Source organism: Leucobacter sp. gxy201 (genome assembly GCF_051043335.1).
Classification (GTDB): domain Bacteria; phylum Actinomycetota; class Actinomycetes; order Actinomycetales; family Microbacteriaceae; genus Leucobacter.
In genome coordinates this window covers 352831-365029 of the sequence record NZ_JAMXWS010000004.1, presented here as the reverse complement: position 1 = coordinate 365029, position 12199 = coordinate 352831, and the positions used below count along the sequence as shown (strand labels likewise).

7 protein-coding genes and 1 tRNA gene are annotated in these 12199 nt (G+C 72.1%); 1 reads left to right on the top strand and 7 read right to left on the bottom strand.

Going from position 1 to position 12199, the window contains the following annotated elements; genetic code table 11:
- Nucleotides 1-11: 11 nt before the first annotated feature.
- From NHL51_RS09030 to serS, 7 genes are all read right to left on the bottom strand, one after another.
- Nucleotides 12-6050 (bottom strand): Ig-like domain-containing protein, encoded by a 6039-nt coding sequence (locus NHL51_RS09030; protein ID WP_434143154.1) that lies wholly within the window; start codon nt 6048-6050, stop codon nt 12-14.
- Complete coding sequence (locus NHL51_RS09025) at nt 6050-7180, bottom strand: serine/threonine-protein kinase (protein ID WP_434143153.1); 1131 nt, start codon at nt 7178-7180, stop codon at nt 6050-6052. The genes NHL51_RS09030 and NHL51_RS09025 overlap by 1 nt, the downstream gene beginning before the upstream one ends.
- Before the next feature lie 150 nt (nt 7181-7330).
- On the bottom strand, nt 7331-8020 hold the full coding sequence (gene rplA / locus NHL51_RS09020) for a 50S ribosomal protein L1 (RefSeq protein WP_434143152.1): 690 nt from the start codon (nt 8018-8020) through the stop codon (nt 7331-7333).
- Nucleotides 8021-8032: 12 nt separating this feature from the next.
- Nucleotides 8033-8464: a 50S ribosomal protein L11 gene (gene rplK / locus NHL51_RS09015; RefSeq protein ID WP_434143151.1), complete on the bottom strand. Its 432-nt coding sequence runs from the start codon at nt 8462-8464 to the stop codon at nt 8033-8035.
- A gap of 291 nt (nt 8465-8755) precedes the next feature.
- Nucleotides 8756-8846: transfer RNA gene (locus NHL51_RS09010), tRNA-Ser, on the bottom strand.
- Between the two features lie 84 nt (nt 8847-8930).
- Nucleotides 8931-9791 (bottom strand): HAD family hydrolase, encoded by an 861-nt coding sequence (locus NHL51_RS09005; RefSeq protein WP_434143150.1) that lies wholly within the window; start codon nt 9789-9791, stop codon nt 8931-8933.
- 4 nt (nt 9792-9795) lie between these two features.
- A complete protein-coding gene (gene serS, locus NHL51_RS09000) occupies nt 9796-11103 on the bottom strand; it encodes a serine--tRNA ligase (protein ID WP_434143149.1) in 1308 nt (435 codons plus the stop codon).
- A 52-nt stretch (nt 11104-11155) separates the two neighbouring features.
- On the opposite strand from serS, the gene NHL51_RS08995 reads away from it, so the two are divergent.
- Complete coding sequence (locus NHL51_RS08995; protein ID WP_434143148.1) at nt 11156-12157, top strand: diacylglycerol/lipid kinase family protein; 1002 nt, start codon at nt 11156-11158, stop codon at nt 12155-12157.
- Nucleotides 12158-12199: the final 42 nt, after the last annotated feature.

The window sequence follows — 12199 nt, the reverse complement described above, 5'->3', positions numbered from 1 at the left end:
GTCGCTCGGCGTCATGGCGTCGTCGGCGGGTCGGGGCTGGTCGGCGGGGTCGGGGCGCAGAGACCGCCCTGGAAGACGGCGTCGCCGCGCAGCCCGCCCCACTGCACCGTGATGCGTCCGTTCGCCGCCGCACTGTAGACGACGGCGCCGCCGGGTGCGCCGACGAGCGACATGTGCGGGGCGATCTCGTTGCTCGTCGGCACCGTGGTGCCGTCCCACGGCACGCACGCGGTCAGCGTGATCGAGAGCGGCTCGAGGGTGGCGGCGGTCACCTGGCCCGGGTCCGAGCAGTTGACGGTCGTGCCGCGCGGGCACTGCACCACGGTGCCGACCGGCGACCCGGGCGAGACGCCGCTGTAGGTGATGTCGGTCCGTGGGAACAGGCCGGGGTCGGGAGTGTAGCTCGGGCTGCCCGTCTCGCCGTAGACCATGGTCCACCCGTTCACGCTCGCCGAGTTGCTGACGCGGTAGGTGCCCGTGAGCGTCTCGAGCTTCGTACCGGTCGTGACGGCGTTCGTCGCAATCTCCGGTGTCGTGCCGTAATCGGTGCGCGCCGAGACCGAGGCGTTGTAGGTCTGGTTCGCCTTCAGCGAGCCCGAGCTCTTCGAACTCCGCTTCCCGTCGATCGTGTAGGTGAACTCGAGAGCGCCCGGAGCCCCGTTCGCCGTCCACCCGCCATCGGTCGTGATCGTGTACTCGGTGTTGTTGTCGCCGCCGACCGTCAGAGTCGCCCCACCGGTGGTCGGCGCGCCGATCGCGCGCACGGTCGCGGTGCTCGCGGTGCCGCGACCGCCGTCGCCGCCGGTGTAGCCGGGCGGGATCGCACCGGGGCTGTCGGCCGAAATCACGCTGAAGGTGTGCTCGCTCGCGCCCAGCACGTAGACGCCGTCGCCGCTGATAGCGGTCTCGGCGCCGTCGATCGAGAGCACGACGGTCGGCGACTTGCTCGGGCCGATGCGCGCGCGCACCTTGCCCGTGCTGGGGTCGGTATTCTCGGGCCAGCGCACCGTCTCGGCAGAGAGGCTCGGCGGCGGCGGCGGGATGTACGCCCAGGTCTGCGCGCCGTTCGCGCTCGGCGCCGATTCGCCGACCGCGTTCACGGCGCGGGCGGTGTAGGTGTGCTTCACGTCGGGTGTGAGGCCCGTGACGGTGCACGTGGCCTGGCCGCCGGCGAGCGCGCAGCTGCCGACGCTGCCGCCGCCGTCCGAGAGCAGCTGCACGCCGGTGGTCGCCGGGTACGACGATTCGCCGCTCAGCTGCACCGACAGGGTGACGCTGCTGGCGCCCGCGCTGACGGCGGTGACGCCGACGGGCGGGCGCGGGATGCCCTGCGCGTCGAGCTCGATCGTGCCCTGGCCGACGCGGTTCTGCGCATCGCGCACCGTGAAGCTCGCGGTGCACGTGCCGCCGGGGCCCTGCGCGCCGTTCGGCCAGGCGACGGCGACGCCCTCGCCCGTGGATTGGAACGAGGCGACGGCGCACGATCCGGCGCTGACGCCCTCGAGCTTCAGCCCGCCGCCGCTCTTGCCCTGGAAGGGATCGTATTCGCCCGGCGCGCCGATGAGCTGCGCCTGGCAGTTCGAGCCGACGGTGCAGCTGAGCTGCACGGTCGCACCGCGCGGCGTATCGCGCGGAGCCTCGCCGACGCGCAGCGTGAGCGGCGCCCGGCTCTCACCGGCGCCGGTCACGGCGACGATCAGCGCATCCTGCGTGCCGGGCACGGCGTCGGCGCGCGCCTGCACCGTCAGCTGCCGCCCGCCGGGAGCGACCTCGAAGGCGCCGCCTCCGCCGCTGACCGAGAACGCGAGGTCGCCGACCTTGCCCTCGCGGCCGCCCTGCCAGCGCACCATGTCGGCGAGATCGATCGTCTCGGAGAGGCCCGGCTGCACCGTGCGCGTCAGCGTCTCGAGCTCGACGACGGGCGAGTCGGGCACGATCTCGATCGGGAGCGCCAGCTGGGTCCACGCCTGCTGTTCGGCGAGCTTCACCGAGATGACGCAGGTGTCGGCCCACGGCGCCTCCTTGCCCGCCGAATAGGTGAGCGACGTCGCGCTTCTCGCCTCGCAACTCGCCTGTCCGCGCTGGGTCGGCAGGGCGCCGGTCTGGAACTCGGCGCGGTCGCCGCTCGCGAGATCGATGATGTCGGCGAGGGCGATGTCGACCGATTTGCCCTCGCCGACCTTGATCGGTTTCAGGCCCGGCTTGAAGGTGAGGCGCAGCTCGTCGAGCGGAGGGATCACGAGGAAGCCGAACGACGACACCTCGGCCCCGGTCGCGTCGACTCCCGAGAGCTTGAACGGCACCCGGTCGCCCTCGGCGCGGTACGTGCCCGTGATGCGGTTGCCGTCGGCCATGAAGTTCTCGGCCGCGCTGCCCCAGACCGCCATCTTCAGCGTGCGCACATCGCCGCCGGCCCAAGTGACCCGGTCGGTGACGACATCGACGCCGCCGCGCTCGAGCTCCGCGCGATCCTTCGCCGAGAGCACCGTGTCGCGCACCATCGGCGCCTGCTGGCCGACGCGGGCCGACGTCTGCACGACGATGAGGCCGTCGGCCGTGCTCGTCGTCGCCTTCGATCGCGCCGTGTAACGGTACGACACCGTGCCGAGCTCGGCGCCGCCGCGCACCGCGATGCGGCCCTGCTTCATATCGGAGGTGTCGAGCCGCGCGGCGAGATCGCGGTACTCGGGCGACTCCGCGCCGCCCGGCACGTTGGGCACGACCTCGACGAGCTCGAGCCGGCCGTTCGCCGGGTCGACATCGTTGTCGAGGGGCCGCACCGTCGCGGGGTCGGCGACGCCCTTCTCGAGGCGCACGTAGTCGCTGTAGGTGACGGGGGCGCCGCCCGCGGGGTCGGCCTCGGTGACGATGACGCGCAGCGTGCCCTCGGCCTTGCCGCCGAAGACGTCGCGCACCGTGTACTTGATGGCGCGCGTGCCGGGGTCGGCGTTCGTCGACGCCGAGACCTGCACGGCCGAGCTGCGCGGGGCGAGCGTCGCGGTGAGCTGCGGGTCGTCCGAAGCGCCGACGCTCATGAGGCGCACGCGGTCGCCGTCGGGGTCGACGCCCGAGAGCGGCACCTGCGCGGTCGCCCGCTCGCCCGGCGCGACGCGCACCGTGAGCGTGCTCGGCTGCGGGTCGCGGTTGCCCTCGCGCGGCAGCACCGTCACGCGCACCTGGCCGACGTCGCTCGCCTCGGGCGAGCTCGCGCTGTAGGTCGTGTAGCTCACGGTGTAGGTGCCCGGGGTCTGCGGGGCGAGGTAGCGCAGCGTGTTGCCCGAGGCGAAGGCGAGCTCGCCCGACGTGCCCGACCCGCTGATCTCGGGGTGCAGCACGAGGCGCTGGCCGGGCGGCGCCACATCGTTGTCGAGCACGCGGATGTCGGCGATGTCGCCGGCGCGCACCGTGGCGGCGTCGGCGACGGCGATCGCGCCGAGCGAGCCGGTGTCGGGCACCTGGAAGACGGTGAGCCTGCCGACCGCGACGTCGTCGCCCTCCGCGATCGTGATATCGGCCGCGCCGATGCGGCCCGGCGCGCCATCGGGCGTGCTGCCCGCCACCCGCACGGTCGCATGCTCGATGACGTCGGCGCGCAGCTCGCCGTCGACGACGTTCGCGGTGCGCACGACGAGTTCGCGGCTGTTCGCCGACGGCACGGCGGCCAGTACGTCGACCGTCGAGTCGGCGAGGGGGCGTACGAAGGCGTGCAGCGGCGGCAGGCCGAGCTTCGTGCGGGCCTCGACGGCGGTCACGCGCACGTTGCCCGTGATCTCGGCGTCGGTGACGGTGTCGCGCAGGGTGAGCGCGATCACGGTCGAGCCGGCCTCCCGCGCCGTCACCGACACGGTGCCCGCGCCGGCGTTCACCGCGCTGGTGGCGCTGCCCGACAGCACGCTGGCGTCGACGAGCACGACCGAGCCCGAGCCGCCGACGACGCGGGGCAGCGGGCGGACCGCGATCGTGCGGCCGACCTCGGCGGTCGCCGCGATGGGCAGCAGCTCGGCGCGGGCATTGCTGCGCACCTGCACGCGCAGCTCGCGTTCGGTCGCCTCGCCGTGCGCGTCGGCGACGCGCAGCATCACGGAGATGTCGCTGTCGGGGGCGTTGGGGTCGACGTGGCGGATCGCGAAGCGGCCGTCGGCGGTGACGAGCACGCGCGCCGGGTCGTCGGGGTTCGCGAGCCGCGCCGACTCGAGCATCATCGGGTCGCCCTCGGGGTCGACCCAGCCCTCGAGAATCGGCATCACGAGGGTGCCGCCGGGCGCGAGCTCGGGGCTCGGCCATTCGCGCTGGCAGCCCTCGACGGGGCACCATGCGGGGGCGGTGTTCGTGCCGGGGTCTGCGACGGTCAGGGTGACGCTCGCGGGCTCCGAGACGAGCACGCCGTCGGTGATGCGGTAGCTGAAGGTCGCCGAGCCCGAGGCGGCCGGCGACGGGGCGACGACGAGCGACTGGCCGTCGGGCAGCATCGAGACGGTACCGAACGCCTCGGGCAGGCCCTCGCCGAGCCCCTCGGGCACGATCGTCAGCACGTCCTTGCGGTTCGGGTCGAAGTCGTTCAGCAGCACGGGCAGCGGCGCCTGCTCGCCGGCGCGCACGCCGAACGCATCGGCGACGGCGACCGGAGGCACCTGCTCGGTCACGTCGTCGACGACCACGACGCCCTCCTGCTCGCGCGGCGGGTCGGCGAGCGACCACTGGTCGACAGGGATCAGGGTGCCGTCGGGCACCGTCCACATCATGCCCGTCTTCACCTCGGTCACGAGCGCGCTCGAGCCGTTCGAACGGATCGCGACCTCGGGGTCGCCCGGCAGCTTCACGCTGCCGTCGAGCTCGAGCGGGATGCTCTCCGCGTCCGACGACCACAGCCGCCCCTCCGACGCGCCGATCCATGCCGCGTGCCGCACCTCGCCGAGCGCGATCGGCTGCGCCGGCACCCCGTCGGCGGTGTCGGCGCGCTCGGCGGCGGCGTCGACCACCGACCAGAGCCCGCCCTCGTCGGCCACCAGCACCTCGGGGCCGGCCCGCTTCGGGCTGGCCGCCTGCAGGCGCGCAGTGCCTTCGAGGGCGAGCGCGACGGGGTCGGCCGATCCCTCGCGCCAGAGATCGCCCGTCTCGCCGTCGAGCATCGCCCACTCGCCCGCGACCGTGGTGAACTGCAGGTTCTCGGTCGGGGCCCCCTCGGGCACCTCGCTCATGCCGCGCTCGAACGCGCCGCGATCGATGTCGTAGCCGCGCACCGCCTGCTCCGCGCTCGAATACATCGAGATACGACCGTCGGCGTCGATCGCGACCGCATCGGCGTGGTAATCCTTCGACTGCGCGCCCGCCGCCGCATCGGCGTCGCCCTCGGCCGGCGCCTCCTGAGCCTGCTTCTCGTGCGCCAGCGGGTCGAGCTGCACCGGGTCGCCGAGCCGCGGCTCCTCGCCGGTCGCGTCGTCGCCCGCCTGCAAGTACGCGCTGAAGTACACCCGCCCGTCTTCGGTGCGGAAGACCACGCCGTCGTCGGACGACAGGATGTCGCGCGTGCCGTCGGGGGTGCGCATCGCGACCGGGCCCGCCGCGGCGCCCGAACCCTCGTCGTTCACCGCCGGCGTCGCCTCGGCGCCCTCTGCGGGCGCGCTCTCGCTCGGGGCTCCGGCATCGACCAGGTCGCCCGGCAGCGCCGGGTCGATCACCCAGGCGCGCCCGCCGCCGTGGCTCAGCACCACGCCGCTGGCCCCCGACTGCAGTACGCCGCTCGGCTCATCGACCTTGCGCACCGTGTCGATCTCGGCGGTCAGCGTGTTCACGCGCGCATACTGCCCCGCACTGCGCACCGCCCAGACCGACGGCTCCTCGCGCGGCGTCTCTCGAGCGTCGTAGCCCGACGCCAGCACCGCGATCGTGCCGATCATCGCGAGCGACACCCCGCCCGCGATCCAACTGATCACGCGGCTGCGGGGCGCTGCACCCGCGGCTCCCTGCGCCGCCGGCCGCCCCGGCTTCACCCGTTTGCCCGGGTTCGCCCGCGCCCGCCGCTGCCGCGCCTCGGGCCTCGCCGCCGCCATCAGAAGCCACCCGCGAACGCGAACGCGACCCCTGCGACCACGAGCACCGCCACCGCCGACGCGGCACCGATGAGCACCGGCTTCAGCACCGGCGCGCCGGCCCTGCGCTCGCGCCTCGGCGACTCCCCGGCCCGCAACCGGGCATCGAGCGCCGCGCGCTTCTCGGCGCGCGACGGCCCGCCGCCGCCCCCGTGCACCGACGACACGACCGGGCCGCGCGCTTCGCTCGTCGTCACCGCGGGCGGCACCCATGCCGATCCGACCACGTCGAGCGGCGTCACGTCGAAGCCGTAGTGCCGCTGCAGCTGCTGCAGCGCCTCTCCGAACTCGCGCATCGACCCGAAGCGCTGCGCCGGCTGCTGGGCGAGGGCGCGCGCGATGACCTGATCGAACGGCTCGTAGCCCTGCGCGCCCGGCACCGGCGCGTACCGCGCCCGCTTGATGCGGCCGACGAGCTGCGACTCGGTCTCGTGCGACCCCGCCGGGCGGGCGAACGGCGAACGGCCCGCGGCGAAGGTGTAGAGCGTCGCACCGAGCGACCAGACTTCGCTCGCGACGGTGCCGCTCGTCTGCTCGGTCACGACCTCAGGCGCCGCCCAAGGAATCGACATCGCCCGGCTCGTACCCTCGCCGCGCATCTGCCCGCGCAGCGACACGATGCCGAAGTCGGCGAGCTTCGGGCGGCCGGTCGTCGCGATCAGCACGTTCGACGGCTTGATGTCGCGGTGCAGCACGCCCGCCTGATGCGCGGTCTCGAGGGCGCCCGCGAGACGCACGCCCGCGTCGAGCACTTCGGGCAACGGGCTCGGGTTGCCCTTCGAACGATTGCGCAACGACTCGGGGCAGTACTCCATCGCGATGTAGGGGTGCCCGTCGCTCGACACGCTCGCCGCGAAGATCGAGACGATCGACGGGTGGCTCGACAGACGCGCCATCGCATCGGCCTCGGCTTCGAACGCCGAGCGCGAGCTCGGGGTCGTGAAATCCTCGGTCAGCACCTTCACCGCGACCACACGGCGCGGCATGTCCTGCTCGTACTGGTACACCTGCGCGAAACCGCCCGACCCGAGGGGGCGCACATAGTTGAAACCCGAGATCCGCGGCGGGCCGACCGTCGCAGCGCTAGCCAAGGCGGTGCACCGCGGGTTCGGCCTGGCTCGAAGACATGATCCAATGCTACGACACGCGGGGGGCGGTATTCGCACGGGATCGGCGGCGGTGATCCCTGGAGCAAAGCGAGAACCCCCGCCTCGATGAGACGGGGGTTCTCGGATGACGCTTTAGAGCGCGCTGACGTCGAGCGGGATGCCCGGTCCGAAGGTCGTCGAAACGGCGCCCTTCGTGACGTACTTGCCCTTCGACGACGACGGCTTCAGACGCACGATCTCGTCGAGAACGGCGGTGATGTTGTCGTTCAGCTGCTCGGCCGAGAACGAGGCCTTGCCGACGATGAAGTGCACGTTGGCGTGCTTGTCGACGCGGAACTCGATCTTGCCGCCCTTGATGTCCTCGACGGCCTTGGCCGTGTTGGGGGTGACGGTGCCGGTCTTGGGGTTCGGCATCAGACCACGGGGGCCGAGCACCTTGCCCAGACGACCGACCTTGCCCATGAGCTCGGGGGTCGCGACCGCTGCATCGAATGCGGTGTAGCCTGCGGCCACCTTCTCGATGAGCTCGTCGCCGCCGACCTCGTCGGCGCCGGCTGCGATGGCCGCCTCGGCGGCCGGGCCGACTGCGAACACGATGACGCGTGCGGTCTTACCGGTGCCGTGGGGCAGGTTGACGGTGCCGCGCACCATCTGGTCGGCCTTGCGGGGGTCCACGCCGAGCTTGACGGCGACCTCGACGGTCGAGTCGGTCTTGGTGGAGCCGGTCTCCTTCGCCAGGGCGACGGCCTCGGCGGGAGTGTAGAACTTGTCTGCCTGGATCTTCTCGGCAGCGGCGCGGTACGCCTTCGACTTCTGTGCCATGTGCTGTACCCCTTAGCCTTCGACCGTGATGCCCATGGAACGGGCGGTGCCGGCGATGATCTTCGCTGCTGCGTCGATATCGTTCGCGTTCAGATCGGCCTTCTTCTGCTCGGCGATCTGGCGAACCTGCTCGGCGGTGACCTTCGCGACCTTGACGGTGTGCGGGGTGCCCGAGCCCTTCTGAACGCCTGCGGCCTTCTTCAGCAGCTCGGCTGCCGGAGGGGTCTTCAGCACGAAGGTGAAGGAGCGGTCCTCGTAGACGGTGATCTCGACGGGGACGATGTTGCCGCGCTGCGACTCGGTGGCCGCGTTGTACGCCTTGCAGAACTCCATGATGTTGACGCCGTGCTGACCCAGGGCGGGGCCCACGGGGGGTGCCGGGTTGGCGGCGCCGGCTGCGATCTGAAGCTTGATCAGACCGGTAACCTTCTTGGCTTTTGCCATGATTGTTTCCTTTCCTCGAACCCGCGCCGATGCGCGTGCTCTCCCGCGTCCCCGGCCGTTCCGGGGGGGCGGTGCGTGTTCGCGTCGCGCGTGCTCGCGCTTTCGGGCGCGCGGACGCAAACCACATAAGCATACGCGCTGCGCCGCGGGGCTGCAAGGTGCCGGGTGCCGGGTGCCGGGTGCCGCGGCCCGTGCCCTGCGCCCGCAGCAACGGCGAATGCGGGATTTGGTGCACAATCATCGACGGATTACGCACCAAATCCCGCATTCGCGGCCGCGTGAGCGGAAGACTGGCGGTGGGTAGGGGATTTGAACCCCTGAGACGGGGTTACCGCCTGCTTGTTTTCAAGACAAGTTCCTTCGGCCGCTCGGACAACCCACCGCGGGAAAGCTTAGCAAGGTCGGAGCGGGCCGCGCACACGGGCGAGCGTCGTCAGGGATCGCCGATCCCCGGTCGTCCGCGCGCCTAACCGAGCAGCTCGGGGAACCGCTCGCGCAGCGCGATGAGCAGCCCGTCCTCGGCGACGGACGCCGTCACGCGGCGGGCCGAGGCCTGCACCTCGGGTGCGGCCTGCCCCATGGCGACCGAGTCGCCGCGGCGGCCGGCCCACTCGAGCATGTCGACGTCGTTGTGCCCGTCGCCCGCGGCGAAGACGCGCGACCGGTCGATCTCGAGCCGAGTCGCGAGCACCTCGAGCGCGCTCGCCTTCGTCACGCCGTCGGGAGCGATGTCGAGCCACGAGTTGATGCCGACCGAGTAGGTGACGTGGGTGAGGCCGAGCGACTCGACGATGTCGAGGAACTCCTCGAGCGCATGATCGGGTGACACGACGACGACGCGCGACGCCTGCACGCCGAGCAGTTCGTCGAACGCGACCTGGCGCTGGCGCGAGGGCAGGGTGCCGGCAGGGATCGGCTCGGTGAAGAGGAACCCGCCCGACGCGAGCTCGACCGCGTACCGCGCCGTGACGAGGCGGGTGCGCAGGCGCCGGAGCGCGTCGGAGGGGTCGAAGGCCTCGACGTACTCGCGCCGGTAGCCGCGGTCGCCGAGCGCGTCGCGCTGAAGCGTCACGGCGCCGTTCGCGGCGATCACCCAGTCGGGGCGGATACCGAGGCGCTCGACGATCGGCAGCGTCGCGTCGACCGAGCGGCCGGTCGCGATGATGACTTCGTGGCCCGCCTCGTGCAGCGTGCGGATGGCCCCGGCCAGCCCCTCCGAGATGTAGCCGTCGTTCGGGCCGCCCTCGAGGAAGTCGTGGTCGAGCACCGTGCCGTCGAGATCGAGCGCGATGATGTGCCGTTCGGCCGGCGAGACCCTCTGCAGCATGCCGTCAGCCCTGCGCCCCGCCCGAGGCACCGGCCCCGGCTCCGGCCCCGGCGAGCGGCTCGAGCACCTCGAGCCCGCCGAGGTACGGCCGCAGCGCCTCGGGCACGACGACGCTGCCATCGGCTCGCTGGTGCGTCTCGAGGATCGCGACGAGCCAGCGCGTGGTCGCGAGCGTGCCGTTGAGCGTCGCCACCGGGGCCGTCTTGCCGGTCTCGGTGCGGTAGCGGGTCGCGAGGCGCCGCGCCTGGTAGCCGGTGCAGTTCGAGGTCGAGGTGAGCTCGCGGTAGGCGCCCTGCGTCGGCACCCAGGCCTCGATGTCGAACTTGCGCGCCGCGCTCGAGCCGAGGTCGCCCGCCGCCACGTCGATGACGCGGTAGTGGAGGCCGAGCATCTGCAGCATCTCCTCCTGCCAGGCGACGAGGCGCTCGTGCTCGGCCTCGGCCTCCTCGGGCGTCGTGTAGACGAACATCTCGAGCTTGTTGAACTGGTGCACCCGCAGAATGCCGCGGGTGTCCTTGCCGTGCGAGCCGGCCTCGCTGCGGTAGCAGGTCGACCAGCCGGCGTAGCGCAGCGGGCCCGCCGCGAGGTCGACGATCTCGTCGGAGTGGTAGCCGGCGAGGGCGACCTCGCTCGTGCCGGTGAGGTAGAGATCCTGCGCGGGCAGGTGGTAGACCTCGTCGGCGTGCTCGCCGAGGAAGCCGGTGCCCTGCATGATCTCGGGCTTCACGAGCGTCGGCGTGATGAGCGGAGTGAAGCCGTTCGCGAGGGCGCGGTCGAGCGCGAGGTTCATGAGCGCGAGCTCGAGACGCGCGCCGACACCGCGGAGGAAGTAGAAGCGGGCCCCCGATACCTTGGCGCCGCGGCCCATGTCGATCGCGCCGAGCAGCTCGCCGATCTCGAGGTGGTCGCGCGCCTCGAAGTCGAACTCGCGCTTCGCGCCGACCTCGCGCAGCGTGACGAAGTTCTCCTCGCCGCCTGCGGGCACCCCGTCGACGACGATGTTCTCGATGCGCAGCGCGGCGGTCTCGAACTCGGCGTCGGCCTCGCGGGCGCGGGCTTCGGCGGCCTTCACGCGGGCCGAGAGCTCCTGCGCCTGCGCGATGAGCGCCGGCTTCTCGTCTTTCGGCGCCGACTTCACGCGGCCGCTGAATTCTTTCTGCTCGGCGCGCAGCGTCTCGAACTCGGTCAGCGCCGAGCGCCGGGCCGCGTCGGCGGCGAGCGCCGCGTCGACGACGGACTCGTCATTTCCTCGAGCGCGCTGCGAGCGCTTCACGGCCTCTGGGTCGTTGCGGAGCAAAACAGGATCGATCACCCCCCTCACCTTACCGGTGAGGCCGCAGGATTGCCCCGCTACTCTGGGATCCATGACGACGACACCGGTGGAGCGCGCCCTTCCGAACGCTGCCGTCGTCTACCAGCCGTTCAAGACCGACCTCGCGGCGCTGCAGGCCTCCGTTGCGCGGCACGAGACGCGGCTCGGGTGGGCGCCGACCCAGTGGTACGAAACCGCCGAGCACGATGCGGGCCTCTCGGCGGCGCGGCGCGCGGTCGCCGACGGCGCGAGCGTGGTGCTCGCCGCCGGCGGCGACGGCACGGTGCGCGCGGTGGCCGAGGGCATGCGCGGCAGCGGGGTGCCGATGGCGGTCGTACCCCAGGGCACCGGCAATCTGCTCGCCCGCAATCTCGGCATGCCGCTCGGCAGCATCGAGACGTCGGTGCGCGCGGCGTTCACGGGCAAGAACCGTCCGGTCGATCTCGGGCTCCTCACCATCATCCGCGAGGACGAGACCGAGAGCACCCACGTCTTCCTCGTGCTCGCGGGCATGGGGCTCGACGCCCGCACGATCACCGCGACGAAGTCGAGGCTGAAGAAGCGGGTCGGCTGGCTGGCGTACGTCGACGCCGGGCTGCGCACGATGATCAAGGATCGCCCGCTCAAGATCCACTACTCGGTCAATCGCGAGCCGGCGAAGCCGCTCTCGGTGTATACGGTCATGATCGGCAACTGCGGGCTGCTGCCCGGGGGCGTGCTGCTCATCCCCGACGCCGAGATCGACGACGGCATGCTCGACGTGGTCGCGCTTCGCCCGCTCGGCCCGTTCTCGTGGCTGCGCATCTGGAACAAGATCGGCTGGGAGAACGGCGTGCTGCGCAAGTCGAAGGCGGGCCGCATGATCATCGATCTCGTCAACGATACGAAGTCGGTGAACTACCTGCGCGCCCGCGACTACATGCTGTCGGTGCCGCAGCCCGAGCCGATCCAGCTCGACGGCGACGGCTTCGGGCTCGCGGTGGCGGTGAACGGTACGGTCGATCCGGGCGGGCTCATCGTGCGCGTGCTGCCCGAATGGACGCCCGCGACCTGAAGCCCCGGGCGCACGGTCCCGCCAGGGATCGCCGAGCTTCCG

Excerpts from the sequence above, each read along its gene's own strand:
- NHL51_RS09030 (WP_434143154.1), bottom strand. The coding sequence starts at position 6,050 with ATGGCGGCGGCGAGGCCCGAGGCGCGGCAGCGGCGGGCGCGGGCGAAC.
- rplA (WP_434143152.1), bottom strand. The coding sequence starts at position 8,020 with ATGGCACAGAAGTCGAAGGCGTACCGCGCCGCTGCCGAGAAGATCCAG.
- rplK (WP_434143151.1), bottom strand. The coding sequence starts at position 8,464 with ATGGCAAAAGCCAAGAAGGTTACCGGTCTGATCAAGCTTCAGATCGCA.
- NHL51_RS09005 (WP_434143150.1), bottom strand. The coding sequence starts at position 9,791 with ATGCTGCAGAGGGTCTCGCCGGCCGAACGGCACATCATCGCGCTCGAT.
- NHL51_RS08995 (WP_434143148.1), top strand. The coding sequence starts at position 11,156 with ATGACGACGACACCGGTGGAGCGCGCCCTTCCGAACGCTGCCGTCGTC.